The following is a 25782-nucleotide window of genomic DNA, read 5'->3' as shown; positions in this document are numbered from 1 at the left end:
TATTAACGCCACTCCATGAATGACGTTTGTAGAATTTTATAAATTGGTTATTCTGTTACTTCATCGTTGAATAACGTTTTCTTTGTTTCCTGCACTCGTTGATAGACGGAATCAACTTTCGTTAATGTATCGACGCTGCCGTTATCAAAGTTGCCGTTGTTATTACTCCACAGTTGGAAAAATAACTCATACTCAAGTGGGTCATCCTTGATGAGTTTTATTGCCTTTGCGGTTGCTGCGGTGTTATTGCCTGTTAGCTTAAGTAAACCTAAGCGGATTTTCTCTTTTGCTGTTAGTTCAGTAGTCATGATTTACCTTGTTGTTATGTGTTTCGTTGTAATCAGCCCATGCTTAGCAATGAACTCGCCTACCTTTTCGTAGTTCGGTTCAATACCAAGCGTTAGGCAAAATAGTTTTAAGGTGGATATGTATGGATTGACCCACCATTTAAATTTCACTGAAATTTGTAGTTCCAATGTTCCTGTTTTCATATTCCACCCAATAAAAAAGGCCGCTGAGCGACCTATTGTAATGTTACAGTGTGTGATGGCTGTCGATTGCTTGGAAAGACTAGAAGTCCCTGCATTCCTGACTTTCCAAAAGCCTGAACGCATCTAGCTTCAAAGTCTTTATAGTCAATGCAACCGTTAGCTAAAGTAGTGACAGCGACTAATTGATCCTGCACCAGTTGTAAAGCTTCTGGTTTTAGGTATTGGTGTATTTTATCTTTACTGTCCTTTGCCATCTGCTTAGCTTCTTCATAAACAGAATCAGGTAGTACAGCCTGATATACCCACTTAGCTGTTATCATCCCAAATAACGATGGGCAACCGCCGACATGACCAGAATAAGGCAAGCCAGACATTCGGCTTAATGCTTGATAGAAAGGTTGTTGAAAACGCTTTTCCCATGATGTTGGCTTATCAAGTAAGAATATCGCATTGATTCTCTCATCGTTATAAACTGGCATATTGCCACGGATAAGAGCATCAATTTGTTCATCACACCATATTTCAAAATCAACAGACAACCAGCGAGCGAAACGCACAGCTAATTTAGAGTGTAGCCATGTTCCGCCACCCCTATCTTTCCTAGCTTTGCTAGTTTTTACATACGGGATTTTCCCGTATCTACCTTCAAGTGCTTGAATATATGCTATTGTTTCAGGAAGCCTGACCCACTCATTGGGCACTTTCCCAAATTTAGCTGCTATATCGGTAGCATTGATCCATCCGTCGTTATTAAAACGCACAGGGTGTCCATCATATTCGAGAGGAATAATATTATTCATACGTATTACCTTCATTTGAAATGAACCCTCGTTCACATAGAAAATCAGCCCGTCGAAGCTCGCCAGCTATAACTGACTTCCTCGAAGGCTCATATCAAAGTGATTGGATTCGACGTTTTAGAATTGCTCTGTGAATGAGCGGTGAAATGCGTAGAGTTCGCAGCCTAGCGATACTCTGCTAAGCCACTTCTAGTCTGTTCCTAGCAGTCAAGATAGTGATCACTCTCCTTAATGGATAAACGATTTATCTAACCCTGTCGGGGTTGTTCTTTAGAATCGCTCAATGCGCTGAGATAAAGTTTCAGAGTAACTGCGCATATGACCTAATTGATTACTCAATAACTCTTGGTCGCGATGCTCTAGCGTCTTGCAGATATCGCCATTAATGAAAGTTGTCAGCTTTGTGATTTTGTCGTCTAACTCAGCTTTCTCATCTACTACTCGTTGTTGATGTGGTTGCATTTGATTCTCCTGTAGGCATTAAAAAGCCCCGCTATTGAGAGACTCTGATTTGTAATATCTGATTGAGATTACTACCTTTTTAATATTGTAGTAATTCACGATTAACGTATAGTGACGTCACATTCATGAACTGTTATTCTCGCTTCGCCCCGATATTTGGGGCATTTCTTTGTTGTTCAATTTCCCGTATTGCTTTTTTGTCGAGAGTTAAGATTTATTTAACTTTGTGGTAAGAGTCACAAGATCAATGAAGTCCTGACAGAACTCCAATCGGTGTCCGTGATCGTCAACGAAGTTATATTTGTTAAAATGTTCTAATATTTCCTCGGGACTTTTCCCGTTAATAGGAGATTTAGAAATTGAATCGTGTTCCTGTTTCATCTTCAAACCTTCAATCAGTTGGTTATGACCCAGCCACTCATGTGTTAGAAATTGCATTTCACAGCAGTGGCATTTATCAGTATTTAAATGTACCTGCTCATATTCATAGCGGATTAATGAGCGCACCATCCAAAGGTCAGTATTTTGATGTCTATATCAAAAAAGCTGGCTACCCTTATCGCAAGGTTGGATGATTAGTTAAAGCGGGGACATCCTCGCTTTTTCGATTTCTCTAATAGCTTTCTTGTCCAAGTTACACTTTGCTATTGAGTTCATCGCATCCGTTAGCAACACAGGCAAGTCGCCCCACTTCATCCTTTCTGGTATGACTGGTAATTCGCAATCAGCGGTTAAGTGGGCTGGTATCGGTACTGGCTGCACGGGCACGTAAATCTCTTTCGTACTTCCGCAGCTCACTAACAACATCGTCAGGCACAGCAGTATTAGCGCACTCATTGTCCTTGAGCACTGTTTTGATAGCAGTCTTAACTTTGACATGCTCTGAGTCCTCTAATTGCTTTGCTTTGATGTTGTCGAGTGATACTTGATAGTGAAGAGTAATGGCTGATTGGGTTACTTTGTTTAGTATCTGGCTTGCTGATAATTCGCCATTCAGTGATTTAATTTCACGCTCTAATTTTGAGTTTTGATAAATAAAAAAGAGCGCAACTAATAGCGGTATGAAAGCAATCAAATACTTTATCGCTATTTTTAATAACTCTTTGGCTATATCACTCATGTCACGACTCTTTCACTGATAACGCAGCATCACCAATAGGTAGCGGTCGGTTATCTACTTCAACGCCATCAGGCCAGCGATAAGCGACTACTCGGTCAGTTCCAAACGCTTTGATGTTTACTGCGTCTGATTGATTACCACCCAAGATAAGAAGTGAGCCATTTTCAGTTTTACCGACACAGAAACCAACATGACCACCACCCGAACGAGAGAAGCGAACGATGCAACCGTATTTAGGCTCAGTTAGTTTCTGTCCGAAAGTATCGAATGAACTTGAGGCATCTTTGCGAGGGGATTTAATACCTGCTCGCTCTAACATGGCATTGACGAAACCAGCACACCAAGGAACGGTTTTTGCTGTACCAACTAATCCACGTAACTTGCTATCAATCCACATCTGATCGACGGCTTGAGAGCCAGTCGTAGTATGTTCAGATACGCCAATTTCTTTTCTGGCTTCAGCTAGCCATTTAGGTTCAGTCATTATTCACTCCTGCCTTACCTTTAATCATTTTACTCAGCGTTTCTACGCCCCAGTAGCCAATCAGTACACTAGTGAAATAAGCAAATTCAGGGTTCATACCCATAGCTGCTAGTAAGTCTTTAGCGAACCACCCGAAGAATGCACACAACGCACCATCTAGCAGGGTCTTCTTCCAGCCGCCGCCGTTATACATCCCACGCAATATTGCAACAGTCCCAGCTAGACCAGCCGCAGCAGCTTGTTCTTTTGCTGAGGAAATCCAACCAAGAAAATGATCCAGCCATTCAGGAGTGTTATTCATATATTTCATACTCACCCCCTACGTTGGAGGAATTTAGTTAATAGATAGCCGCGCACAATCTCTATGCGTCAATTAAGTGTGTGTGATTAGAATTCTGTGGCGGCGTATACGAAAAAAGACCACCGAAGTGATCTTTTATATTTGAATAATATCAATAGCGGGTTTTAAACCATTTCATTGGGCGCTCACCCGCCTTTTCTGCCCATTTGTTATACTCGTTTACAAGCGCAGTAAGTTCATCATTAGCTGACTCAAATTCTTTTGATTTTTGATGAAACTCTTGAATATCAACTTCGTGGACTCTCTCATACGGGTTAGGGTCTGGGCAGTATTTTTCTGTCATACCTCTAAATGCATCATCACGCTTACGAGCCGCATCTGCAATCTTAGACCTTAAGTGATGACAACGACCTAGAGCTTCGAAATCTATTTCAGTCATAAATGTATAATCCTTATTCATAATTAAATTGCACATTAATTATACCCTCTACACTGAAAATACAAATCATTAAAGCTTAATACGAAAAAAGCCGCACTAGGCGACCTCTTGAATATGAACTATCCGGAAATTCCGGAGAGTTGGAATTAATGCCCGTTTCGTGGGCTAACGGCATGGAACGTTACTCATGCACCAGTCGGGATTTACTAAGGCGATATGCCCGTTGTTACCACGTTCTGTTTATTCCCTCGAATTCGGGGGAATTAAAATCCGTCAAATTCGTCGAAGCCTTCGAATTCATCAAGCATATAAACCTCTATAACGAGAAAAGCCCCACCGAAGTGAGGCTCTGTTTTCTTCGACCTCTCAGCCGATGCGGTTGGAGTTCCAGTCCAAATAGACGAAGTGACCAACTAGGCGGGATCGATAACAAGTGCCGCCTCTTTTACCTTGTTACCTGCTCTTTGCCTTTCACGACCGAGCATAACATAAACAGTATACTATTTAGGCGCAGAATGCAATAGATTTCTCCTATTAATAAATTACATAGAAAATAATGCTACTTGATATCACTAACCATAGGATGAATAGCATCTTCAATCATCGCACAAGCCCATCTAACTCGACGTTTAGCTGAGTCTAGGTCTATACCTGTTTTCCTCGATAGCTCCTCTAGAATGTTTTGCGGGCTTTTGCATTGCTTATAGCGTTTAATAACTACATCACGAAGCGGGTTGCTCGTTGGTAAAATTTCGTTAATACACTTTTCAACAAATTCGGCGTCATCTTTTTCTTTGGCGAGGCGAAGTGCGCCGAGTGTTGATTTGTTTGGTGCAATAATTTCTTTTACCTTTTCGATTAGCTCATTGCCTGTGTATCCCATCTTTCTACAGTTATCGAAAGTGGCGCGAATCAAAGTTGCTGAGCCGTCGTCCCATTCATCCCTTGTCATTAGTCGACCAATAACATTTATATTTAGGCCATCTGGAGAATCGTCTCCTTGGTGGCTTCTTCCCCATATGGTAAGCATATATCTAGTCCATGGTCTTTCTGATGGACTTAATTTTGGAAGTGATCCGAAAAGCTTTTTCCTCATTTCCTTTTCAGTTCTGAAGTAAGCTATTTGTTCAAATGAAGCCTTTCTCATCTTACCTCCGGCAATACTGTGTGATGGTCGTCATCGGCTGTTGAATATAAATACCTAACGCCTTCCATAATTCCGCATAACACTTCCATGCATTCCATTACTTGAAGAACATAGAAATTAACTCGACCACCTGATTGAGATTTCAGATATCTAGCCTCTTCAATTGCTGCGTCTATGTCAGTGAACATCTTTCAGCTCCTTTAGTTTCTTCCTGAAAACCTCTTTGATGGTTTTACATTCATCAACAGTCCACTTGTGGCGATCATGGTCACACTCGATAGACTCAACGGCTTTCTGTCCTATTCGATTAATAAGCTCTACGCGATACGGAACTAGATTCCCCGACTTATGCTGATTACAAACAACGCATTGCCGATGTATGTTTAGCTCATCGAATCTCAGTTGTGGAGCCGCAGCGGTAGTCCGATAATGACCAGCATCCCACTGAGCAGATTGGAACGTTCCGCATGATATGCAGGGCAAATCACGGTCTCTTTCTCTGATATATGCGTTGACGGCTTGTTGTGCTTGTTTAATCCAATAACTGCGGGGTTTTACTGCTAACTTGCGGGCTTTGAGTTTTTCACGGGCTTTTACTTCTTTTTGCTTCTGTTCTTTCTTGAGTTTGGCTTCTAGTTTTTCTCTCTCCTTACTTCGCCGTTTGATTGCTAATTCTGCTCCATGTTCCGGACTACACCACTCTATATTTTCGTACTTGGGATAAAACCACTCTCTACATATTTTACAGCGCCGTCGCCTTGGGTTAGCCATATTTAACAGCCTCCACGAAAATACAAACTGCGGTAACTATCAGGCCAACAATGAGACCAAAGAATAATTGCTTCTTCATGCCCTCACCTCACTCAACAAAGAATCCATGCGTTTTAGGAATGCGCTACCCATACCTTGCACATTAGCCTTTTCGACATAGACCATTCCACGGCCTACTATTTCATCGTCTATTTTTTTAGGTGCTGGCTTGAAAACCTCAGTAAATTCACGCTTAACAATCTGCACAGCATCAGGTGATATTTTGTATTTCAATGTACCTTTGCTTTTCCCTACAACTGACACAGCCGAAAATTTACGCATTAGGCTGATAATGTAACTTACTGTTGAGTAAGGGATTCCTGTTATATTTTGCGCTTGTTTTGTGGTGAAATATTCAAGCTCTCTAACCGCTTTGATTATTTCAATCGCGTTCTTACCTTGCTGAGTCATAACTTCTCCTTGTTTAGATTGTGACGATTTATTAACTCCCTGCGGCACTCATTTAGATAAACAATTAGCTTATGCACTTCATCTAAGCGTTCATCTAGTTGCTTTAGTTTTTCTTGAGGTGTCATTTTCTCGCCCTCCGCTTCTTGGCTGCTCGGTTTATCTTTGCGTGACCTGTGATGCGCTTAGTTGATATTGGGTAGCTGTACCAACTGCGACTATGGTTGATACTCCATAAGGCGCTATGTGATACTAATGAAGCCATAGCGATTGCCATTTTTGATATGATGTTCATCTCTCTTGCTGCTCCTTGAGTTTCATGTATTCCGAATTGTTTGGGATTGTCACGAGACAACCTATACCCGCTGCCCAGCATTCAACCTGCTCCATGAAGTGGAACATTTCACCCGTATCTAACTTTGATGTTTTCCGTAGCGTCCTGACGCGCTCTATATCCTGCGTGGTGGCGTCTATCATTTCAGTGACCTCATAGCCTAGGAATGTATGCTTTAACATCTCCTTGACGGTCTCAGGCGTGAAATTAGACTTTTTCTTGCATAGATACTTGCTTATCTCTCCGCACCACATATGGAAAGTGGAATTCTGAGATAGTGAGCGTGTGGACTTCCAAGGCTTGATAATGATTCGGTGTGGTTGGTTTGTTGCTAGAACTTCTTTGAGGTGTTGCCATGCTGCGGTTTTGGTTGATTCGTGGAAGAGGAAATCTGCTTCCAAGTTAGCCTCCTAATCAACTATCAATATTTCTCGCTGGTTATTGCTGCATACATCATCGCGCTCAGGAACTATGCCGAACCAACGAAGAAAGGCTTTACCACTTGGAGCAACCGCTTTCCACATCTTCCCAACATAAACTCCTGATGGCACTGAGCCTGAGTAGTCAGCTAGTAACTCATAATCTAAACGGGTCATCATGGCGTGCGTGTCGTCAATTGTGATATTTGCAGGGTTTGGCTGTTTCCAGTGCTTACCCAATGGATTTGTTATTGCGGGTATTTTATCACTCACTGTTAGCTCTCCTAATCGTCAAGTTTCATAATCCTAATGGAGTCTTTTTTTATCTTTCTTAATTGCTTTTTTGTTGGCTTGGATGGACGGTAACATTCAATATAACGACCATAGCTAAACACTATTACAGCCCAGCAATTCCAATTATTCCCTGTGTCATAAATTACTTTTGTTCCTATCATAACAACGGCTCCCGTAATCCTGTTTTCACATATTTGATATCGTAGGCAATGTAAATTTCCCACCCGTTATAATCGTGACCGTAGTAATTACCGCCAGACCATGCGCGTTCGTCTTGGTCATTCAGTATGAAATCCCATTGCTCATCATTGAGTGCAACAATCCTGTCAACGTTGGCGTCGAATACCTGTTGCTTAATCATTCTTGTAAGTGGTGATTCCATCATTCACCCTCTGGCATTGGTGGGAGTGCTAACCAGTGGCTGATGCTCTCATGGTTGTAGCTGAAATTATCACCTTGCCAACAACGCATGTTATCGTCATAGCAAGCGACATCGAGTATTACACTGTCTACATAAACAACGCACCACTGACCGTCTTCTGGTAATTCATTTGCCGTCTTAACCCAATTAGTTCCCTGCATTAGATGCCTCCGCGGCCTTTAGTTTTTCGCATAAATCGCATACTTCTTCATCTTCAAATCCGATGCTAAATTGATACTCTAATACCCCAATCAATATTTGAAGTTCTTCGGGCGTTAGTTCAATTAACGTTGTTCCTTTCATCACTCAACACCTCGCTTAATTGCCCGCCATAAACTCGCGCTTACTAACTCGCATGTATGCCTTGCCTCTTGGAAAACACCTGTTCATTTGCCTAATCAATCGCGTTGCTTTTCTTTTGATTGGGTGATCTGCGGTGTCTACCAGTGGGTGGTTTATCCATTGCTGACTATCGATTAGCAACTCATAGTTTTTGTAGCAGTTATCTAAATCTGAATATGGGTAATCCTTGTGAAATAATACGCTCATCTAGAAGTCCTTATGATTTGGTGTGTTAGGCTGCTTGCTTGCGCCATAACTCCTGTTGAAATACCTTTGCCCCATTGACTAGCATGTCGTTAAAATCGCCTGTTCCGTCAATCCATCGGACGCTGACTTTTTCAACATCGTTGTTACTTAGAATGTTTCTATTGCCACACTCAAAGGCGGCTGCTAGCCCTGTGCCGTTGCTGTCCGTGTCTGCAAATATGATGAGATGTTTAACGCCTTTCGGTGCTCTAAACTTACGCATGAAATTGGCGTTAAGCGTCGACCATGTATTACAGCCGTAGACTTGCTGACAGGAAAGAGCCGTTTCTATTCCCTCGGCGATACCCAGCGTTGATGCTACTGGGGTCATTCGAATGGCGATAGAGCCAGCAAAATCTAAATAATTATCTTCCTGTAGTTTGGTAAGGCGTTTATTTCCTTCAAAGTTTGCCTTTTTTTCACCATCCAAGAACGTCCTATGCAGATAACAGCCAGCACCGCGATCATCTGTTGCAATTGACCAGAGCGAAGTAAATCCGTTCTGTTGCATGCTGCTGTATCTGATATGCTGAGACGGTAAAACGTTGATCCCCCTGCCCATCAAATAACGGTGAGCGGATGTGTCTTTAAGAGGGATTAGTGAGGCGAACTTTGCGATAACTTTTGAATGAGTGGCTTTTACATCTGATTGGGCTTGCGGTACTGCTTGGCCTGAATAACTATTTCCGATTAATCGGTCTATCTCACTGGCTAAAACTCTAAAATCTTTTTGCTGGGTAAGTTCCAGTAGCTTCCAACCATCCCCAGCCCCACATGAACATATCCAAGATCCCTTTCCGTTTTTATCGTCTATCCTGAATTTCCCTTTCTTGCCACATATTGGACATTCACCTAGATAATGTTTTTTCCCTGTGATTGGCGGTAATTTGTAATACTCAAATATTTCAGGCCATCGACCTACTACTGCTTCTACCGTCTTCACGATTACCTCCTAAACTGAGTTGTTCTCGTATGCTTTTCAGGTGTGACTTTGCAGAGTCCATTTTTTCAGACTCTGTTTTCGGCTTTACCTCTTTGGCGTTTTGCTTCTCCTGCATTTTTGCAAAGGCGATATTTTTTGACCGAATGTAGTTACTGACTTCGGGTGTTATTTCCTGTGGTGAGTCGTGTAAACCACGAGGCCATACACCAAATTTTTTCTTGTATGTGTGAGCACACCAACCATCTGAAATCGGCTTACCTGATATCTCACGCTGTTTTTGATAAAACTTGATTTGTGACCACCAACTCTGTTTTTGCTCCTTGGTGAATATCTGCTCATCCGCTTTCAGCTTTTTGAGTTCGCGAGTTTCATCGACTTGAACGTTTTCTCCCATCAGTGGTTTAAATCCACACTTAGGGCAAACATAAACACCTGCTGGCTTCATGTAGTGACACGATGGACACTCTTTAGGTTTTTTCTCAGCTTTTTCTTTCTCGCTGTAGCCACTTTGAGTTTTCATCCCATCGTTTTTCTTTTGCAAATCGTCGTATTCGATATCATCAGGAAAGCCAAGTAAGTGAACTGATCCTGAGTGGTCGAATATGAGACACTTGTCTTTTCCTTTCGCTGTTCTCAATCCGCGCCCAAGACACTGAACCCATCTAATTTCTGACTTTGTTGGCCTTGCGTAGATGATGCAGCGAACATCACTATCGAACCCAGCGACTAGAACCCCAACGTTAACGATGATTTTTGTCGCCCCACTCTCAAAACGGTTAATAATCAATTGCCGCTCATCGTGTGGAGTATCTGCCGTCATTACCTCAGCGTTGATCCCCGCTCGGTTAAATTCCATCGTGACGTAGCTTGCATGGCTGACATTGACGCAAAAACAAACCGTTGGCCTGTCCTCGCCATGTTCTAGCCAAAACTTAACGATATTCCCGACTAAATCAGAATCGCCCATGATTTTGGCTAACTGCTCCTCGTTGTAGTCATTACCGAATGCTGATAATTTTGATGTTTTCACACCGCTAACATCAGGGTTATCTGGCGCGTAAAACTCGTAAGGACTCAGATCACCAATTTCGATTAACTCTTTCATCGTCGTTGGTTTAATCAGTGTTTCGTAGTATTCCCCCATCCACCCAGCAAATGGCGTTCCTGATAATCCAACTACGCGAATATCCGTATCTCGAATAATTTCGAGTATTTTTTTTCGCTTCATGTGGGCTTCATCGATGATGAGTAAATCGATATTGTCAGGAAACTTACGACGAATTAGCGTATCTGCTGATGCAATTTGAATTAGCTTGTCGGGGTCATACAGTGGATGATCTCGCCACACATAACTGATTTCGTCCGGCGGCAAACCATATTCAACAAACCGTGTGGCTGTCTGGTCTAACAACACTGTGTAAGGCGCTACAAACATAACTCGCAGCTTCCTAGAAACTAGGCCATCTGCCATGAATGCGGCTATTGCCGTTTTGCCAAACCCCACACTTGCCGAAAGTAACATCGTTCGATGCTGATTCCAGTTTTGCCTGAGCATATCCAATGCGGTGACTTGCTTAGCTTTTGGCGTTATACTGAGCATGATTAATTCCTTTTTGCGTTACGCCCGTTTGCCTCCCTCAAGGTTTTTCGGGCTATCTCCTCAAGCTTTTTTGAATTAATGGCTTCTGCTGCGTCATTAAAATCAATAACCTGAGCACCTTTTCTGTCCATCGTGTAGTAACAGGATTTCGATATATTCCAGCTCCTCCCCCCCCAGTTAAATTCTGGATTTATTGCGTATATGCCACGCTTGAATTTGATTAAACCTGCAACCTCAAGCTCTTTGTTGGCTCTCTGAATACTTCGCGCTGTGACGTTTAACTCACTTGCTACCTCTGCCGAAGTTGCAACAAAACGCCCATGCCGCCAGTCACAATTCTCAACGATATGTCCGTACAGCTCCGTTGCTACGGGAGACAATCCAGCCATTCGTTTAAACAGCTCCTTGGCTTTAAAAACTCGTGACCATTTGTGCATAAAATCGTAACCTATTGATTTTTAACAAAGCGACCGAACCTGTCGCAAAAAGCGACAAACCCTGTCGTTTTGATGTTGATTAACCTCATGATTTTTAACGAATTTCTTAATTGCCCTCTCCTTGTCCTTATAGGGGTAAATTCAGAACTCGGATTTTCTTCTTTTTGGTTTTTGAATCAGATACTTATGCCTAGTGCCATGCATCAGCATTGCTACACTTTCCAAGGAACAGGCCATATTTTTGTATTGAATTCGGTGATTCAGGCGACGCCTTGAGATGGTTGGTTCTTCTGGCTAGTGCCTTGTTGAAAAACTCTCGGATCAGAAACATGCCCATCGAGATAGGAGGCGTAGTTTTTTACAAAGTTTCTCAGCCTCGTATTTGCTGCTTTTCTGCCAGCATTTATTTTTTTGTAAGATATAGGCTCGTCGTCGAAATGTTCTTGATAAACCTCAGAATATTTAACTGATACCTTTGGCCTTACTGATGGCCTTAGTCTCAATAGCATTTCTCTTATCCAGTTTTCATCTTGTTCAAAATAATAACTTGGCATTAAAACATTGACGTTATACTCATAATTATCCATATACTTTTTAACTCCATGAATTTAAAGCCCATTAAAAATAAATTAACGAGCTTATCTATGAGTGATCAAATCATTTGACTAACACTGAATATTCGTCCAGTATTAATGGGTAACTACAATTAGATGTTTAAACTAATTTGAGCCTCATCGGTTGCCGCCTTTGAGGTTTTTCTTTTTGGGTATCTGACATGCTCTAGCATCTGAATTAATGCCCTAGCCTCATCACCCTGAATAATCACATCTTGAATTGGCGCATCGAACCCTATTGCGTCCAGCAGTCTTGCTGCCTTCTCAACAAAGCCGTTCTCAGCTTGCCATCTAGTGATTTGGGATTCGTGTACACCGACAGCCTTAGCAACTTGCTTAGGTGTGGTTAAGATGATCCCTTTGCGAATACGAGCCTCAATTGCTCGCACGTTGCGTGAAATTGCGTAGTCCATTTGTTAAATTCCTTTTGACGTAGTTAGTCCGTTGCTCACGATCCTGTGAGTTAAGTTTTGCTCCAACGCATATTCAGAGCGGTTTAGCGATGTTAAAGAACGAGTAAATCTATGCTGCTTTAGGCGGAAAAATGTCATCGATAGTGACGTTAATCCCGTTATTGTTAAAAAAGCTAACTAGCTGTCTGCATACTTCAAGGTCTGCTTTACGTCTGCCATTTTCATAATGGCTAATGTTTCCTTTTGTGCAGCCTAGCTCTTTAGCTAAATCTGTCTGTGTAAGCCCAAGTTTTTTTCTATATCGGCTTATGTAATTCATCTGAACCTCCTTATTGTTCATTACGAGAGTATACATAAAGTATCCGTAATTTCAATATAAAAGTATACATATTGTCTGTCTACATTTATGTATACATATCGTATTATTGGGTTATGAAAATGAAATGGTATGAACTAGCCAAGTCCCTTATGAAAGATAAGGGCATTACATACGATCATCTGGCTGAGCATTTTTCAGTATCGAAAGGTGCCGTTGGGCATTGGATGACAGGAAAGAGAGAACCAGCATTTAGTGAAATAGCTGGGATACTTGCATATGTTGGCGTCAATAACCCGACCATAAATCAAGATGGCACGATTAGCATTGATGAGGAGTCGATTAGTAGAGTTGAACCAACCTATGAATACCCATTACTCTCTAAAGTACAGGCTGGATCATTTACCGAAAACAGTAATTCATATACAGAGAAAGATGCCATCGCATGGATACCAACAGCCAAGAAGGCAAGTGATAGCTCATTCTGGCTGGAGGTTGAAGGTCACTCAATGACAGCCCCTCAAGGTGGTCGCCCTAGTTTTCCTGAAGGTATGCTGATACTTGTTGACCCCGATCAAGATGTAGACTTCGGTGATTTTTGTATAGCACGATTACATGGTGATGAGTTTACATTTAAGCGGTTAATTAGAGAGTCGGGGCAAGATTATTTGGAGCCGTTGAACCCACGGTTTGACCTTATCCCAATTAATGGCAATTGCCAGATCATCGGTAAAGTAGTTAAGTCTCAGTGGCCTGACGACACGTTTTAGGGTGTGAGTGGTGTTAATATAAATTATCAAATAATTTTAATTCATAGGAATGGTAAGGATGGCTAAGGATACTAGAAGCAAGGTAGTTCATTACAAAAGAGCGGTTATTCCTAATTGTGAAGCAACTCTGCAAGAAATATTAAGCTCCATTATATCCAAAGGCGGGACTGCATCTAAAGTGTCTGATAGACGGGAAAAAATATCTCCATTAGACACTAATAGTCCATTCCGAATGGTGAACAAGAATGAGCTATATAAGACGATATTATTTGGTCAGTTAATTCTTTTTGAGCAGGGTAAAAGCCAAGCCTTGATGACCATTAATGAAGACTCTGAATTTTATGATATTAACTCAATAACATCTGAACAAATACAGCTTTTATCTGATGAGGAGCTAACCAAAGAGGATACAAAAAGAATAAAAAGGGAATTTATTGACTCCATCCTACACTTCGGCGTTTTCCAGAATCACGTAATGATAGTTCAATCCAAGGCATTGACATCAAAGGATATAGAAACCCACTTCAACTGGTTAATACATAGTTTTTCAGATCAGTTAAATGATGATGGTTGTCTTATTTTGCAAGATAAGCCAGCAGAAAAAACCATATCTATTATGGAAAGCACCCCAGTTCGAAAAATAAAACTTGGCAGCGTTCCAGTTAAAGCAGAAAGTGGAAATGGCGATATCTCAATTAAACACCAATCAGAAAGCAAGCAAGAAAGAGTCAAAAAAATAAAATATATGCCAACTGGACGAGGTGGCAATATAATCAGAGCCATGCTTGGGGATAAGGAATTCAGCAACCTCAAATTAGAAGACGCCTTAGATGATGCCAATATTCAAGTTACTTTAGAGATAACTTACTTTAGAAAAACATCGAAATCAGGACAAGCTGTGTTAGACAGCTTAGCAAGCTCAATGAGACATATTGACGAGGAAGATATACAAATAGATCTGGATGGTGGAGGTATGATAAAAGGCAGTGAGCTAAGGCTAAGAGGCAATCTAAACGTTCAATACAACAATGGACTAATTGACGAAAATCACTTATATTTGCAAATGCATAAATGGCTTTTATCCAAAGTAGATGCGGGGGAGATCGGAGCTAAAGATTAAGTAAATAGGAGGCTATATGAGCACTAAAAAATTGCTTTTTAATATGATAGTAGCCTTCATTATTGGTTTTTTAGTTACTAAGATTGCGTCTAACTACATGGCAATAAACACCACAATAACGCCTTGGATACTCGTGACGCTTTTATTATTCCCAGCCACCTTTTCTGTGCAAGCTATGCTTAAATTACCAGAGTCTAGCGAGCACACCGAACTAACATCTTCGGAGATTCGTAGGTTAAAAGGGATAGTAACCGCAAAACAAAATAGGCTGTATGCTCTTATTTGCTTTTATTTCGTTTCAGCCATAATTTTTGTAGTGCTATTTTTGCTTGAACAGCAATTTATAAGTATGAGCACAATCATTTCTATTTGCTTTGGCTTGATTTTTTCTTCGCTATCAACACTCATATACATTCGCTCAATAATGCATGAAATTCAGTCGTTTAAGAATTTAATGATACATAGAGCTGATAAGAAAAAGAAAAAAGAAGAGCTTCTAAAGAAATTAAAATCTGACGATTAGCCCTTCCAGCCCTCCCCGCGAGGGCTTTTTTGTGCCCGCAATTCCCCGTCTGTGTGATTTTCCTCGCAAGATAAATAATTTTTGAAAATAAATTGCCTGAAAATACAAATAGTTGACACCATTACGCAAACAAGGTCTACATTTTGTATTTACAACCATCTACGAATCGTATACATTTAACTCCATCGAAGGCAAGCAACATGAAATATACGCCTTATGCTCTTTAATAATTAGGAACCAGATCTGACTAAGCGTTAGATCACCACTGAGTGGTTTTTGGGGTGATGGTCGAAAAGACAAGCAGTCGCCTTGTGGGCGAAAGACAGCTACCGGAGGCATTCGGCATCACCACCAAAGATCACTTAGGAGGGAGTTATGGCAACAATTAATGTTATTCCAAAGAAAGACAACGCGAAGAGCCGCCGGTTAGCAAAGCAAATGGCGTTCTGGGACGGAAAGCGTGAGGAGTATGCAGCGAAGCCTAAAAGCCGCTCAGTGGAAGAAATATGGGATTCGATTATCAAACCAGTAGACGAAACCGATGTACTGGCCAACTTACTTATCGGGATAAAAGACATACCCGATGTAGAACGCAAGCAACAACGGCTACGCAAGCCGATTATGAGTGATGGAAGTGTTACGGCACGTTAAATAGGAGATTCACAATGGAAGAATTAGAAAGTTTAATCAATACAGTAGCTGAAAATGAAGGTATTTCACGACAGGAGGCAATAAAGCTGGTTGTGAAGTTAATTAATAACAGACAAGCCAGCTTACCTACTGGTACGGCTGAAAAAGGGTCAGGGTTTGGTATTGTGGGAGTATAAAAGTGACGCCCAGTTACTAAACTCACAAACAAATATAGATGGTGTCTGTGAAGATAGTGGAGTCGCTATTTTAGTAATAGCATCCCTTAATTCAGCCGCTGATAGTGTAGATTGACCCGCATAAGTACCATCAGGTAAATCCTTTCTTACTCGCGAATCATTATCAAAATATTTATGCATATGTAAAAGCTCCATTGCTTCATGAAGAGATTCATATTCATTTATATCAGCATTATAAATTTCAATTCTTACAAAATAATCTGCCATTTGAAAAACATTCCTTATTTTGACTGTGGAATAACCAATATATCAATTTTCCTTGACTGTGGAAAGGAAGGAAACCACCTCGCCTGACGTGGTTAAAAGCAGGCACAGTTAACTAATTACAGTCCATCAAGGTGGGCTGTGGTGAGGTAGCTTTTTTGACAGCACGACAATAAACCAAAGGCGATAAATCGGTCTCGTCTTTACGAAAAGTACCGTCTGAATCGGAGGATTTATGTAACAAGTAAGCGGATAGACCGCATCTTGCAAGCTGAAGTCATGATTCAGCCCCGAGTCGCGTAATGGCGAGCAGGTTTAGCACACCGTTGTGAGGGTTAATAAGCGAATATGCTCTGGTAAAGCAGCGTACAAGCCAAATACGCACCAGTTATTAGCGGCTATATGCGACATGAACTCAAGGGCATGAGCGCGTCCACTGCGAGAGTGTGGATTATCAATAGGTTGGTGAGTTGATTAATAGATAGGAGCTGCAATGAAGTGTAGCAATAAATATTGCCAAGACGGCATTGAGTTTATTACCTGTTGCTCTGGTCGTGAATGTGGCTGCATGGGTCAACCAGTAGCGGCAACAAATTGCAAGGAGTGCAATAAAGAGAATCGAGAGCCAACAGACGAGCAAGTTATTCAAGAGATGCAATACCTTGAATGGATTGGTGATTAATAGATAGGAGATAGAGATATGTGTGATTGCTTTACAAAATTAGGCGATGACATGGAAAGCCGCATCAAAGCAAAACTACCTGAAGGCGCAAGCCTACGGTCTTCTGGCTGGAAACAATCAGGCTTGTTTATGTCTGGCGGCGTCATGTCAGTTAATTATTTCATTGAATACAACGCCAGTTATCAGGAAGTCAAAAAGGACGGCACACCGAAAGCCCGCCTAACAAAGCAGGATTTCCCCGTTACGTTCTCATTCTGCCCTTTCTGTGGCGTAAAATGTGAAAGCAACTAGCATCGTGTTTAGTTAATAACGGAGGGAGTATGACAGATAAACAGAGTTTACCGTGGCAACTGGAAGAGCTGCGCGACAAGTTCGCAATGGCGGCACTGAATGCTGTAATCATCGGCATATACAACGATGCGGCAACTCAGGGCGTGTATCACAACTGGTCAGAAGATGAATTCGCCACTGAGGCCTATAAGCTGGCAGATGCAATGTTAAAGGCTAGGGGGTGATATGGGAAAAATGACATTCGTAGTTGAGTATGAGGATGGGAAGGAGCCGCCTATAAATGCAGGAACGGATATTTTAGGTGGTCGATTAACAGCCGCAGCATTCTATGATTACCGTGATGATTTGCTTACTCAGGATGAGGCTCAAGCTGTAAATAATTCCATTGAATTTACTGTTCTGCGAGACTACTGCGAAGAGTTCGAAGTTGATTTTGATGAAGTTGTCGCCAAGTTAGAATTACCACTCTAGCAATCGCAAAAGCCCTCGGTCAGCAGTAACCCACCGCACCAACACCAGAACCTAAATAACAATCGCTATCGAAAGATACGTGAGGGTTTCGCACATCTGGAGGTAAGCATGAACATTGATAAATACAAATTACGTGTAGCCCAAAGCAAAGCTGGAATTGCACGTTATCTCAAGGATGAGAACGGATGGAGCGAAGCAAACGAAACATTAAAAACAGCATACGGAGTACAACATGAACGCAAAGCAGAAACACGCAAAGCAACAGATATTCACCCTACTTCGCGAGTCTGAAATGACTGAGCAACAAGTCGAATTATTGTTTGCTGATTGGAGATTTAAACAGCAATGCGAAAAGACAAATCGCATTTTACGTCAAGTTAATAATCGTGGGTCATTCGCATTCACGTAAGGGCGCAGCATGAGAATTTCAGAGTATGAACTCAAGCAAAGGCAGGATGCCGAGAAGCGACGCAGGGAGCGTGAGGAAGAAGCTGAATACTATCGCATGGAAAGCCTTGGTATTCAGCCTCAGTCAACGCCTAACAGGTGGATGAGAGGTGAATATGGGTAAGTATTTAATACCTGCATTCCCTAGTCATAAAAGCAAGGATGCCGCCCTGAAATATGCTTTCTCAATGATTGATGATGATATCGAAAGGCGAAGAGTGCGTGACTTAACTGGCAATGAAATTCAACCAGTTGAAAGGGTTTCAACACTAGAATTAGCTCATGCCGCACTAGTTAAAAGTCAAAACTTAGAAATGTCTCAATTCTACCCTCCTCTACCTGAACACATTCAAGCGCAACGAAGACAGGCTGACTTGAAGCGGTACGCAAGGCATATATCCAAAGGTAACTTTGACCCTTATCTAAACATTACAGAATTGTCAATGGGAGGTAGAAAAGTTGGTGACTAAATACAGAACAATAGATACCGAAACTTGCGACTTTGACAGCGGAATTGTTGAAATAGCAAGCATCGATTTAAACAACTCAGAAATTGATTATAACTCGCAGCAATCCCACTTTATAAACCCTCAGAAACCAATCTCAATAAGCGCAATGGCTATTCACCATATCACCGATGAGATGGTTGAGCTATCCCCGCTTATTGAAGATGTAATTGATGTTTATAAAGGCGCTGATTATCTGGTTGCACATAATGCCGAGTTCGATAAACGAATGATGCCAGAAATGGACGTGCCTTTTATTTGCACTCTAAAACTAGCGAGGCGTTTATGGCCTGAGCTAGAAAGTCACAGCAATCAATATCTACGCTACGCACTGAAACTTGATGTTCATGTTCCAGAGGAGCTACACGCTCACAGAGCTCTATATGACTGCATTGTTACAGCGTCATTATTTAAACGGATCAAGGATGATTCCGGATGGTCAGATACGGAAATGTTAGAAATAACTAATCAGCCATCACTATTAAGCAAGTTGCGTTTCGGTAAGTACAAAGGGATCACATTTACCGAAGTAAAGAAAGAAAACGCAGGGTATTTAACTTGGCTGCTAGGCCAACCTGATTTAGACCCTGATGTTGAGTTTAGTATTAATTATTGGCTTGAGAGGTAAATATGGACTTAAACAAACTAGATGAGCCATTCAGCCCTAACGATATTGAATGGAGAGTTCAGCAATCAGGAAAAACAAACAAAGGTGCTTGCTGGGCAATGGTTCTCGCATATGTGACAAATCGAGCTATTCAAAAGCGATTGGATGAAGTTTGCGGAAAACAAGGCTGGAAAAATGAATTCACCCCAGCACCAGATAAAGGCGTCATGTGTGGAATATCAATAAAAATTGATAACGAATGGATCACTAAATGGGATGGTGCTGAAAATACCGCAGTGGAAGCGGTAAAAGGCGGTATGTCTGGCTCAATGAAACGCGCGGCAGTTCAGTGGGGCATTGGTAGATACCTGTATCAACTAGAAGAGTCATTTACCAAATGCGTTACTGAAAAGCCCAAAGATCAAAATGGATGGGTTAGAGCCAAAACCAAGGATGGAACTATATTTTGGTGGGAAATCCCTACACTACCAGCATGGGCACTACCTTCATCTAATGCGCCACGAAATGAACATAAACAGCAAGCGAACCAACAGCAGGAAGCTGAGACTCCACTTGATGTTTTTACAGCCTATCTATTAAAGGCGACCAATGAAGACGAAATCATGACTAAATATAGGGAAACGTGGGGCGCACTGGAAGGCAATAAGCAACTTCAGGATGAATGCCATAGATTAACAGGCATTAGAATTAACGAACTTAAAAAGGCGGCGTAAATGGCAAGTAAAGGCGTAAATAAGATCATACTTATTGGTGGCGATTATGGATGAAGTGGAGCTATACCTCTCAGGAATGAGCATAACAGAAATCAGTAATAAAACTGGAATCCCACTATCAACAATTCGATTCAGATTAAAAAAGAAAAATATACTCAGAAGTAGAGTTGATGCAATAAGGCTAGCGTCATCGCAAGGCAAGCTCGGCAAAGGACTTCTAGGAAAGAAAAGAACATTCACCAAAGAATGGAAGGAAAATATATCTAAAGGCAGGTCTGGAATAGGAAAAGGATTCTCACTAAAACCTAGCGGATATATTGAAATAACTATGGGCGAGAACAAAGGAAGGTCAGCCCACGTTGTAATTATGGAAAAAATAATAGGGAGAAAGCTAATGCCGAATGAGTGCGTTCATCACATAGACCACAATAGAAGTAATAACTCACCAGAAAACCTTCAACTAATGACCAGAGAATCACACGCAAGGCATCACGCTCTGGAGAACATTAAAAACAGAAAAAGAGACCAAAATGGGAGATTAAAATAATGGCAAGCCGTGGAGTTTGTAAGGTAATACTCATTGGTCACTTAGGCCAAGACCCTGAAATTCAGCACATGCCAGCAGGTGGCGCAGTAGCAAATCTCACACTAGCCACATCGGAATCGTGGCGTGATAAGCAATCAGGTGAAATGCGCGAGAAAACTGAATGGCATCGAGTGTGCATCTTCGGGAAATTAGCTGAGATTGCAGGTGAATACCTGAAAAAAGGCTCACAAGTCTATATCGAAGGTTCTTTACAGACGCGTAAATGGCAAGACCAAAGCGGTCAAGACCGATACACAACAGAAGTAGTGGTAAATATCGGCGGCTCTATGCAAATGCTAGGCGGTAACGGTGGCAATAATCAGGCAGGAAGCCAGCAACCAACGCGACAACCTCAGCAGTCACAAGCGCCGCAGAATGAGCCACCATTAGACTTTGATGATGATATGATCCCGTTTTAGAAGGAATCGAGAATGGATAATACGCAATTATGTATAGAAAGTTACTCTCGACATAAAAACCTTAAGTTAGTTGGCATGGAGCTAGGTATGCCGTGGCAATCGGTATATAGCACGCTAAGGAAGGCGGATTATCCAGTAACTGGCGATAAAGCTAGATATGGTTCAGTTACAGATAGAATAGCGGTTATTGGTGAGCAAAAGTTTAAGAAGGCAGTTCCAATAGCCATAGATAATAATGACTTGAAGTATCAAGCAGATATTGATTTCACCATTGGAAATATAACGATAGATGTTAAAACGTCAAGAATAAGGCGAAAACAGCAAGGGAGAGGCATTAAAAATGCAGCCCCAAGATGGGGTTATTGCATAAACAAACAAAAGGATACCGCTGACTTCTTCGTTCTATACGCTCTTAATGATGACAATGAAACTGAGCATGTTTTTCTGATGCCGAATGAAATTGTAACTGCCGCCTCAATGATTTCAATACCTGAAACACTAGCCAGTAAATGGGCGGATTACAAAATAGAAGAAGGTGAATTACTGCCATCCTTCCAGTCTTTGTGATTCGCTCCTATCGGGCTCCCCTACCCACGCCACGCTATTTATGTGATTTAACCAAAGGATATAACCATGGATATATTTGCAAGGATGCAATGAATAAAAAAGCCGCCACAGAGAGGACGGCAAGGGGACGTGCAGGAATGAAACTTATAATTTATCTGTGTATGCAGTTTAAGAATAGTTAAGGCATGGAATTTAGCAAGGAAGCTAGATAAAAAAATGCCGACACAGGGAGAATCGGCGAGGACTACAAAAATAATTAGAAAGTTCAAATTAACTATAGGTCATAAATTAAAAACATTGATGAATTATTTTAATCATATCGATTAAATAGATGCGATAAGAGGAATGAATAATGGCAATAATTCAGTTTTACATAGCTGACAGCAAAGATGAAGACCCATCAGAAATTACCAACAACCTCCGTTATGAATTACCAGATGACCATAATTTCAGTGCTGATGATGACCTCGATTCATGCATTGAAGAATGCGCAGGATATTATCACCATGACTGTGATGGATGGGAGAGCAGATTTCCATGCTTATTTATGCTCTGGATTGACGATGAATACCTAGGGATATTTGAGGTTGAGCGTGAATTTGAGCCAGTATTTTCAGCTAAAAAGGTGGAGTGATGGATAAATCAAGGCAGCAATTTGAAGAAACAATAAAGAAACTTAGCGACCCGTCAGAATTTGAATCAAAACTTAAACGCGCAAATAACGGATTAAATTACGCTGACCGTGACATTGATTTAATGTGGATTAGCTGGCAAGCATCACGCGAGAGTTTAATTAATAACTTGGAGCCTGTTGGTTATATGGAATCAAATGGTATTAATTATATCAATCAGCATGGATTCACTCATATTAACGCCGAGCAATCAGGCTCAATAAATATTCCACTCTATAAATTAGATTAAACAACAATGCAAATAATCGGATATGTATTACTCATGCTAATACAGGGTTCTGCTGTGCCTGTATCTGAGCAAATATACACACAGCAAGAATGCGAGAGTCGTGCTATGCAGATAATGCAGGTGCGGGATGTTGAAATAGTTTGTGGTTAGGTGATGAGAGAATGGATAAATTAAGAGAGAGAATAATAGGAGTTCTTCAATGCAATCAGCTTACCACAGACGAGCTATATCACTTATGCAGCCCTGATTATTCAAGGAGTCAGGTTAGTTGTGTGATTGGTCACTTGGAAGCGGGTGGGATTATTAAGAAAAATACTTGTGAATATTGGGAGTTAATTAATGAATCAAGTTCAAGCAATGACGACACTAGTATTAATTGATGGCGTTACTTATCAAATAGCATTACCAAAACAATATGTTTTACTGCAAACAAAGCAAGCATTGATGTTTGCTCAAGAGTTCGGTGGTTTAATTATTCCATGTACGTTTACTCACATAAAGCCAATGGAAGCGGATGGATTACCTTTTAATATAAGTGATAGCAAGGATGAAAGCTGATTACGGAGGTAGCCACACACCAAAGGAATTGCGTGATAGATGGCAAACTCCCCTACCTTTATTTACAGCATTGGACGCTGAATTCGCTTTCTATTTAGATTCCGCCGCCGATAAAAATAACCATCTTTGTGCTCATTACCTCACCGAAAAAGACGACTCATTAAATTGTGACTGGGAAAGTTACGGCGCTATTTGGGTGAATCCCCCGTACAGTGAAATTCAGCCGTGGATTAATAAAGCCGCTGAGCAATGTAAAAAACAATTACAGCCCGTTGTTATGTTAATTCCTAATGATACATCAGTAGGCTGGTATGAGTCTGCGCTGGAAACAGTTGACGAAGTAAGATTAATTACTGGAGGTCGAATATCATTTATTAATGCGTTAACAAAAAAGCCAGTTAATGGAAATAATAAAGGCTCGATGTTTTTAATATGGCGGCCTTATATAAACCCTCGCAGGGTAATCAATACTGTAAATAGAAATTATTTATTAAATATCGGCAATCAAATATTAAATGAATGGAAAATAGCATAGGTGAATTATGAAATTAATAATTCGCGGCGAAGTCACGCCCACAGAAAGGATTGCTATTAATGCGGCATTGGAAGCCCATAAAAAGAATCACAGTAGAACAGGTATAATCGTTAATCACAAAATAAAGATAGGAAAGAATATCTACCCTGTCGAAATTCAAAACTGTCAAAAGTCTTATATGGTAACAATGAGAAATGAAAGGCAGAGGATATGAATGAACAGATATTAGAAAACGGACGCCGAAAGATAGCAAGGGAATGCCGTGACAAATTAAAGCAACTCAAAAAACTCAGCGATAAACAAAGTACAGCAATACTCAAAGATTACCTTCCAAAGTTTCAATTAACACTCAGCGAAAAGCACAAGAAATTCCCACCGATTATGTGGTTGACTTATTACGTCAACTCTATCGATAAGGAGATTAATAGTGGATGACCAATATTACACTGTCGAAGAATATTCAAAGCTATTGAATCTATCAAAAGGCACTATCTATAGAAAGCCATCGAAATATTATATGTTTAAAGTCGGCGTCTCATGGCGTGCAAACAAGGAAAGCCTGAAAAAGTTTGAACAGGCGCAGTTTAACGACAATAATGTCTATCGGCTGGCTTTGGTCGGTAGTAAGAGGAAAACCAAATGCCAATATACAAAAGAGGCAGCAAGTATTGGGTCGATGTATCCACCCCAACTGGCGAGAGAATTAGACGCTCTACTGGCACCTCAGACAAAATAAAAGCACAAGAATATCACGACAAACTAAAGCATGACCTGTGGCAGCAGGATAAGCTTGAGAAGCAACCAGATCGGATATTTGAGGATGCAATCATTTTGGCTCTTAAAGATGCCAAGGGGCAAACAAGCTTTAAAACTAAGCAAGCTTACTCTAAGTATTTTATCGCTATTTTAGGTGGAAAAAAGCTCTCATCAATCACTAGTGATGATATTGCAAATGCAATACCGGATTATAGCCCCATTACTAAGCGTAAGTTAACAAGTGCAACAAAGAATAGATATCGCTCATTTATTCTAAGAGCTTTTTCACTAGCGCACAAAATGGGATGGTTAACCAAGTCATCCTATATACCACGAATGAAAGAGCCCACTGTTAGGGTTCGATGGCTAGAAAAGTGGGAAGCTGAACTACTACTGTCTAACATCAAAGTTAAGTGGATGAAGGATTTTGTTTCCATTGCTATTTTAACGGGTATGAGAAAAAGCGAGATATTATCGCTTAAATGGAAAAGTGTAGACCTAGTTAGAAGAGTTGCTCATGTAACAGCCGATAATGCAAAGTCAGGACGAGCTAGACCGGTTCCGCTAAATGATGTGGCCATTGAAATTCTAAATGGAATTGAAAAGGATGGCGACTATGTATTTTCCAACGAAGGAAAGCGAAGGAGTAACTATTATCGTGAATGCTATTACCAAGCATTGGATGATTCTGGCATAACTGATTTCACTTTTCACGACCTCAGACATACATGGGCAAGTTGGCACGCACAAAGTGGAACTCCGCTGATGGTATTAAAAGAAATGGGTGGATGGGAAACACTAGAAATGGTTCAGAAATACGCACACTTTAGCGGTCAGCATTTAACCAAATATAGTGAGCATGTCACAATTTCGACACAGTCGAAGAATGAAGCCAGTCAAAAGCCGCATCTAACACTTTTAACTGGCTGATGTAAAACGATTAATTTCACACATCCAAAATTCAAAATCACTTCGACTTTAGATTACGAGTCAGAAGCCGCCATTATGGAAAATATGCCATTAATTACTCAAGGAAGAACCGTCATTAGCATTGCTCATCGGCTAAATACGATTATGCACGCTGATAGGATATGTGTGATTTGCCAAGGAGAAGTACACGAGATGGATACTCACGAAAACTTACTCAACTCAAATGGCTTATACGCCAATTTATGGTACCAACAAACGCAATAACATGGATAAAAAAGCATCACGTCTATGGCAAGTGGTGCTTTTTTACTAAAAGTGCTCATTTTACAACCAATTAAACCAAATCATGATAGATGAAGCTATAGCACAAGGGAATTAGCTAGGGTATCATGGCGCGCTGAATTACTGGCACACCCTTTTAGCAGTT

General features: G+C 41.0%; 50 protein-coding genes and 1 pseudogene. 27 read left to right on the top strand and 24 right to left on the bottom strand.

The window, feature by feature from the left end; all coding sequences use genetic code 11:
* Nucleotides 1-47: 47 nt before the first annotated feature.
* The 3 genes from M0M83_RS06730 to M0M83_RS06720 all read right to left on the bottom strand — a co-directional run bounded on the left by M0M83_RS06730 (nucleotide 48) and on the right by M0M83_RS06720 (nucleotide 1753).
* Complete coding sequence (locus M0M83_RS06730; protein ID WP_248467955.1) at nucleotides 48-308, bottom strand: DUF2560 family protein; 261 nt, start codon at nucleotides 306-308, stop codon at nucleotides 48-50.
* Nucleotides 309-523: 215 nt separating this feature from the next.
* Nucleotides 524-1291: a KilA-N domain-containing protein gene (locus tag M0M83_RS06725; protein WP_248467953.1), complete on the bottom strand. Its 768-nt coding sequence runs from the start codon at nucleotides 1289-1291 to the stop codon at nucleotides 524-526.
* A 270-nt stretch (nucleotides 1292-1561) separates the two neighbouring features.
* A complete protein-coding gene (locus M0M83_RS06720; RefSeq protein ID WP_248467951.1) occupies nucleotides 1562-1753 on the bottom strand; it encodes a crAss001_48 related protein in 192 nt (63 codons plus the stop codon).
* 359 nt (nucleotides 1754-2112) lie between these two features.
* Between M0M83_RS06720 and M0M83_RS06715 the strand changes: the two genes are divergently transcribed.
* Complete coding sequence (locus tag M0M83_RS06715) at nucleotides 2113-2328, top strand: KTSC domain-containing protein (protein ID WP_248467950.1); 216 nt, start codon at nucleotides 2113-2115, stop codon at nucleotides 2326-2328.
* Between the two features lie 4 nt (nucleotides 2329-2332).
* On the opposite strand, the gene lysC is transcribed toward M0M83_RS06715, so the two are convergent.
* The 20 genes from lysC to M0M83_RS06620 form a co-directional block, all read right to left on the bottom strand.
* A complete protein-coding gene (gene lysC, locus M0M83_RS21985; protein ID WP_423811131.1) occupies nucleotides 2333-2560 on the bottom strand; it encodes an Rz1-like lysis system protein LysC in 228 nt (75 codons plus the stop codon).
* The gene (locus M0M83_RS21725; protein ID WP_248467948.1) at nucleotides 2478-2873 is read right to left on the bottom strand and encodes a hypothetical protein; all 396 of its coding nucleotides are present in this window, start codon (nucleotides 2871-2873) and stop codon (nucleotides 2478-2480) included. The genes lysC and M0M83_RS21725 overlap by 83 nt, the downstream gene beginning before the upstream one ends.
* 1 nt (nucleotide 2874) lies before the next feature.
* Nucleotides 2875-3357: a TIGR02594 family protein gene (locus M0M83_RS06705; protein WP_248467946.1), complete on the bottom strand. Its 483-nt coding sequence runs from the start codon at nucleotides 3355-3357 to the stop codon at nucleotides 2875-2877.
* Nucleotides 3350-3667, bottom strand: a complete 318-nt coding sequence (locus tag M0M83_RS06700; RefSeq protein WP_248467944.1) for a phage holin, lambda family — start codon at nucleotides 3665-3667, stop codon at nucleotides 3350-3352. The genes M0M83_RS06705 and M0M83_RS06700 overlap by 8 nt, the downstream gene beginning before the upstream one ends.
* Before the next feature lie 142 nt (nucleotides 3668-3809).
* Nucleotides 3810-4097 (bottom strand): hypothetical protein, encoded by a 288-nt coding sequence (locus M0M83_RS06695; protein WP_248467942.1) that lies wholly within the window; start codon nucleotides 4095-4097, stop codon nucleotides 3810-3812.
* Nucleotides 4098-4656: 559 nt separating this feature from the next.
* A complete protein-coding gene (locus M0M83_RS06690) occupies nucleotides 4657-5244 on the bottom strand; it encodes a hypothetical protein (RefSeq protein WP_248467940.1) in 588 nt (195 codons plus the stop codon).
* A gap of 177 nt (nucleotides 5245-5421) precedes the next feature.
* The gene (locus tag M0M83_RS06685) at nucleotides 5422-6015 is read right to left on the bottom strand and encodes a recombination protein NinG (protein WP_248467939.1); all 594 of its coding nucleotides are present in this window, start codon (nucleotides 6013-6015) and stop codon (nucleotides 5422-5424) included.
* Between the two features lie 75 nt (nucleotides 6016-6090).
* Complete coding sequence (locus M0M83_RS06680) at nucleotides 6091-6465, bottom strand: hypothetical protein (protein WP_248467938.1); 375 nt, start codon at nucleotides 6463-6465, stop codon at nucleotides 6091-6093.
* A gap of 288 nt (nucleotides 6466-6753) precedes the next feature.
* The gene (locus M0M83_RS06675; RefSeq protein WP_248467937.1) at nucleotides 6754-7197 is read right to left on the bottom strand and encodes a YbcN family protein; all 444 of its coding nucleotides are present in this window, start codon (nucleotides 7195-7197) and stop codon (nucleotides 6754-6756) included.
* A 9-nt stretch (nucleotides 7198-7206) separates the two neighbouring features.
* A complete protein-coding gene (locus M0M83_RS06670) occupies nucleotides 7207-7488 on the bottom strand; it encodes a hypothetical protein (protein WP_248467936.1) in 282 nt (93 codons plus the stop codon).
* A 178-nt stretch (nucleotides 7489-7666) separates the two neighbouring features.
* On the bottom strand, nucleotides 7667-7894 hold the full coding sequence (locus tag M0M83_RS06665) for a hypothetical protein (protein ID WP_248467935.1): 228 nt from the start codon (nucleotides 7892-7894) through the stop codon (nucleotides 7667-7669).
* The gene (locus M0M83_RS21720; protein ID WP_248467934.1) at nucleotides 7891-8091 is read right to left on the bottom strand and encodes a DUF551 domain-containing protein; all 201 of its coding nucleotides are present in this window, start codon (nucleotides 8089-8091) and stop codon (nucleotides 7891-7893) included. The genes M0M83_RS06665 and M0M83_RS21720 overlap by 4 nt, the downstream gene beginning before the upstream one ends.
* Nucleotides 8078-8233, bottom strand: coding sequence for a hypothetical protein (locus M0M83_RS06655; protein ID WP_248467932.1), 156 nt, complete (start codon nucleotides 8231-8233; stop codon nucleotides 8078-8080). Before M0M83_RS06655 ends, M0M83_RS21720 begins: the two co-directional genes overlap by 14 nt.
* A gap of 15 nt (nucleotides 8234-8248) precedes the next feature.
* Complete coding sequence (locus M0M83_RS06650) at nucleotides 8249-8479, bottom strand: hypothetical protein (RefSeq protein ID WP_248467930.1); 231 nt, start codon at nucleotides 8477-8479, stop codon at nucleotides 8249-8251.
* Nucleotides 8480-8504: 25 nt separating this feature from the next.
* Complete coding sequence (locus tag M0M83_RS06645; protein WP_248467928.1) at nucleotides 8505-9461, bottom strand: primase-helicase zinc-binding domain-containing protein; 957 nt, start codon at nucleotides 9459-9461, stop codon at nucleotides 8505-8507.
* Nucleotides 9424-11061 carry a DEAD/DEAH box helicase gene (locus tag M0M83_RS06640; RefSeq protein ID WP_248467926.1) on the bottom strand — a complete coding sequence of 546 codons (1638 nt, stop codon included), beginning with the start codon at nucleotides 11059-11061 and terminating at the stop codon, nucleotides 9424-9426. Before M0M83_RS06640 ends, M0M83_RS06645 begins: the two co-directional genes overlap by 38 nt.
* Before the next feature lie 2 nt (nucleotides 11062-11063).
* Nucleotides 11064-11450 (bottom strand): hypothetical protein, encoded by a 387-nt coding sequence (locus M0M83_RS06635; protein WP_226693973.1) that lies wholly within the window; start codon nucleotides 11448-11450, stop codon nucleotides 11064-11066.
* A 308-nt stretch (nucleotides 11451-11758) separates the two neighbouring features.
* Nucleotides 11759-12085 (bottom strand): hypothetical protein, encoded by a 327-nt coding sequence (locus tag M0M83_RS06630; protein WP_210845396.1) that lies wholly within the window; start codon nucleotides 12083-12085, stop codon nucleotides 11759-11761.
* A 119-nt stretch (nucleotides 12086-12204) separates the two neighbouring features.
* Nucleotides 12205-12525: a CII family transcriptional regulator gene (locus M0M83_RS06625; RefSeq protein ID WP_108478621.1), complete on the bottom strand. Its 321-nt coding sequence runs from the start codon at nucleotides 12523-12525 to the stop codon at nucleotides 12205-12207.
* A gap of 109 nt (nucleotides 12526-12634) precedes the next feature.
* Entirely contained in the window at nucleotides 12635-12844 is a 210-nt protein-coding gene (locus tag M0M83_RS06620) for a helix-turn-helix transcriptional regulator (protein ID WP_070929292.1), read from the bottom strand.
* A gap of 119 nt (nucleotides 12845-12963) precedes the next feature.
* Here M0M83_RS06620 and M0M83_RS06615 point away from each other — a divergent pair, with 119 nt between their 5' ends.
* The 5 genes from M0M83_RS06615 (at nucleotide 12964) to M0M83_RS06595 (ending at nucleotide 16081) form a co-directional block, all read left to right on the top strand.
* On the top strand, nucleotides 12964-13611 hold the full coding sequence (locus M0M83_RS06615) for a LexA family protein (protein WP_248467924.1): 648 nt from the start codon (nucleotides 12964-12966) through the stop codon (nucleotides 13609-13611).
* A 58-nt stretch (nucleotides 13612-13669) separates the two neighbouring features.
* A complete protein-coding gene (locus M0M83_RS06610) occupies nucleotides 13670-14731 on the top strand; it encodes a hypothetical protein (protein ID WP_129467312.1) in 1062 nt (353 codons plus the stop codon).
* Nucleotides 14732-14747: 16 nt separating this feature from the next.
* On the top strand, nucleotides 14748-15254 hold the full coding sequence (locus M0M83_RS06605; protein ID WP_105881157.1) for a hypothetical protein: 507 nt from the start codon (nucleotides 14748-14750) through the stop codon (nucleotides 15252-15254).
* Nucleotides 15255-15629: 375 nt separating this feature from the next.
* Nucleotides 15630-15905: a hypothetical protein gene (locus M0M83_RS06600; protein WP_248467922.1), complete on the top strand. Its 276-nt coding sequence runs from the start codon at nucleotides 15630-15632 to the stop codon at nucleotides 15903-15905.
* A 14-nt stretch (nucleotides 15906-15919) separates the two neighbouring features.
* On the top strand, nucleotides 15920-16081 hold the full coding sequence (locus M0M83_RS06595; RefSeq protein ID WP_248467920.1) for a hypothetical protein: 162 nt from the start codon (nucleotides 15920-15922) through the stop codon (nucleotides 16079-16081).
* Here M0M83_RS06595 and M0M83_RS21715 read toward each other — a convergent pair.
* Complete coding sequence (locus M0M83_RS21715) at nucleotides 16055-16348, bottom strand: DUF2622 domain-containing protein (RefSeq protein WP_248467918.1); 294 nt, start codon at nucleotides 16346-16348, stop codon at nucleotides 16055-16057. The two genes, M0M83_RS06595 and M0M83_RS21715, sit on opposite strands and share 27 nt — an antisense overlap.
* A 490-nt stretch (nucleotides 16349-16838) precedes the next feature.
* Between M0M83_RS21715 and M0M83_RS06585 the strand changes: the two genes are divergently transcribed.
* The 21 genes and pseudogenes from M0M83_RS06585 to M0M83_RS21695 form a co-directional block, all read left to right on the top strand.
* The gene (locus M0M83_RS06585; protein WP_248467916.1) at nucleotides 16839-17027 is read left to right on the top strand and encodes a hypothetical protein; all 189 of its coding nucleotides are present in this window, start codon (nucleotides 16839-16841) and stop codon (nucleotides 17025-17027) included.
* 18 nt (nucleotides 17028-17045) lie between these two features.
* Nucleotides 17046-17318, top strand: a complete 273-nt coding sequence (locus M0M83_RS06580; RefSeq protein ID WP_036982994.1) for a hypothetical protein — start codon at nucleotides 17046-17048, stop codon at nucleotides 17316-17318.
* 29 nt (nucleotides 17319-17347) lie between these two features.
* The gene (locus M0M83_RS21710; protein WP_248467914.1) at nucleotides 17348-17542 is read left to right on the top strand and encodes a DUF5086 domain-containing protein; all 195 of its coding nucleotides are present in this window, start codon (nucleotides 17348-17350) and stop codon (nucleotides 17540-17542) included.
* A gap of 10 nt (nucleotides 17543-17552) precedes the next feature.
* Complete coding sequence (locus M0M83_RS06570) at nucleotides 17553-17789, top strand: hypothetical protein (protein WP_248467912.1); 237 nt, start codon at nucleotides 17553-17555, stop codon at nucleotides 17787-17789.
* A 108-nt stretch (nucleotides 17790-17897) separates the two neighbouring features.
* Nucleotides 17898-18080 (top strand): host cell division inhibitory peptide Kil, encoded by a 183-nt coding sequence (locus tag M0M83_RS06565; protein ID WP_210789361.1) that lies wholly within the window; start codon nucleotides 17898-17900, stop codon nucleotides 18078-18080.
* Nucleotides 18081-18207: 127 nt separating this feature from the next.
* Nucleotides 18208-18360, top strand: a complete 153-nt coding sequence (locus tag M0M83_RS06560; protein WP_248467910.1) for a hypothetical protein — start codon at nucleotides 18208-18210, stop codon at nucleotides 18358-18360.
* A complete protein-coding gene (locus M0M83_RS06555; protein ID WP_248467909.1) occupies nucleotides 18353-18706 on the top strand; it encodes a hypothetical protein in 354 nt (117 codons plus the stop codon). Before M0M83_RS06560 ends, M0M83_RS06555 begins: the two co-directional genes overlap by 8 nt.
* On the top strand, nucleotides 18696-19370 hold the full coding sequence (gene exoX, locus M0M83_RS06550; RefSeq protein WP_248467907.1) for an exodeoxyribonuclease X: 675 nt from the start codon (nucleotides 18696-18698) through the stop codon (nucleotides 19368-19370). The genes M0M83_RS06555 and exoX overlap by 11 nt, the downstream gene beginning before the upstream one ends.
* Nucleotides 19371-19372: 2 nt before the next feature.
* Nucleotides 19373-20083: a Rad52/Rad22 family DNA repair protein gene (locus M0M83_RS06545; RefSeq protein ID WP_248467905.1), complete on the top strand. Its 711-nt coding sequence runs from the start codon at nucleotides 19373-19375 to the stop codon at nucleotides 20081-20083.
* A 46-nt stretch (nucleotides 20084-20129) separates the two neighbouring features.
* The gene (locus M0M83_RS06540) at nucleotides 20130-20630 is read left to right on the top strand and encodes an HNH endonuclease signature motif containing protein (RefSeq protein ID WP_208292102.1); all 501 of its coding nucleotides are present in this window, start codon (nucleotides 20130-20132) and stop codon (nucleotides 20628-20630) included.
* On the top strand, nucleotides 20630-21088 hold the full coding sequence (ssb, locus tag M0M83_RS06535) for a single-stranded DNA-binding protein (protein ID WP_248467904.1): 459 nt from the start codon (nucleotides 20630-20632) through the stop codon (nucleotides 21086-21088). The genes M0M83_RS06540 and ssb overlap by 1 nt, the downstream gene beginning before the upstream one ends.
* A 12-nt stretch (nucleotides 21089-21100) precedes the next feature.
* Entirely contained in the window at nucleotides 21101-21655 is a 555-nt protein-coding gene (locus M0M83_RS06530; protein ID WP_248467902.1) for a hypothetical protein, read from the top strand.
* 352 nt (nucleotides 21656-22007) lie between these two features.
* Nucleotides 22008-22289 carry a hypothetical protein gene (locus M0M83_RS06525; RefSeq protein WP_248467900.1) on the top strand — a complete coding sequence of 94 codons (282 nt, stop codon included), beginning with the start codon at nucleotides 22008-22010 and terminating at the stop codon, nucleotides 22287-22289.
* A complete protein-coding gene (locus tag M0M83_RS06520) occupies nucleotides 22289-22576 on the top strand; it encodes a hypothetical protein (protein ID WP_248467899.1) in 288 nt (95 codons plus the stop codon). Before M0M83_RS06525 ends, M0M83_RS06520 begins: the two co-directional genes overlap by 1 nt.
* 339 nt (nucleotides 22577-22915) lie before the next feature.
* Nucleotides 22916-23134 carry a hypothetical protein gene (locus tag M0M83_RS06515; RefSeq protein ID WP_248467897.1) on the top strand — a complete coding sequence of 73 codons (219 nt, stop codon included), beginning with the start codon at nucleotides 22916-22918 and terminating at the stop codon, nucleotides 23132-23134.
* The gene (locus M0M83_RS06510) at nucleotides 23124-23669 is read left to right on the top strand and encodes a phage N-6-adenine-methyltransferase (RefSeq protein ID WP_248467895.1); all 546 of its coding nucleotides are present in this window, start codon (nucleotides 23124-23126) and stop codon (nucleotides 23667-23669) included. The genes M0M83_RS06515 and M0M83_RS06510 overlap by 11 nt, the downstream gene beginning before the upstream one ends.
* 7 nt (nucleotides 23670-23676) lie before the next feature.
* The gene (locus M0M83_RS06505) at nucleotides 23677-23883 is read left to right on the top strand and encodes a DUF4060 family protein (protein ID WP_248467893.1); all 207 of its coding nucleotides are present in this window, start codon (nucleotides 23677-23679) and stop codon (nucleotides 23881-23883) included.
* Nucleotides 23880-24104 (top strand): hypothetical protein, encoded by a 225-nt coding sequence (locus M0M83_RS21705; RefSeq protein ID WP_248467891.1) that lies wholly within the window; start codon nucleotides 23880-23882, stop codon nucleotides 24102-24104. Before M0M83_RS06505 ends, M0M83_RS21705 begins: the two co-directional genes overlap by 4 nt.
* Nucleotides 24097-24405 (top strand): hypothetical protein, encoded by a 309-nt coding sequence (locus M0M83_RS06495; protein WP_248467890.1) that lies wholly within the window; start codon nucleotides 24097-24099, stop codon nucleotides 24403-24405. The genes M0M83_RS21705 and M0M83_RS06495 overlap by 8 nt, the downstream gene beginning before the upstream one ends.
* Nucleotides 24309-25355: a tyrosine-type recombinase/integrase gene (locus M0M83_RS21700; protein ID WP_248467889.1), complete on the top strand. Its 1047-nt coding sequence runs from the start codon at nucleotides 24309-24311 to the stop codon at nucleotides 25353-25355. The genes M0M83_RS06495 and M0M83_RS21700 overlap by 97 nt, the downstream gene beginning before the upstream one ends.
* Nucleotides 25356-25394: 39 nt before the next feature.
* Nucleotides 25395-25619, top strand: a pseudogene (locus tag M0M83_RS21695) (type I secretion system permease/ATPase); the annotation flags it as partial.
* Nucleotides 25620-25782 lie beyond the last annotated feature (163 nt).

Source organism: Providencia rettgeri, from assembly GCF_023205015.1.
GTDB classification, from domain to species: domain Bacteria; phylum Pseudomonadota; class Gammaproteobacteria; order Enterobacterales; family Enterobacteriaceae; genus Providencia; species Providencia rettgeri_E.
This window is presented reverse-complemented; position numbering and strand designations above follow the sequence as displayed.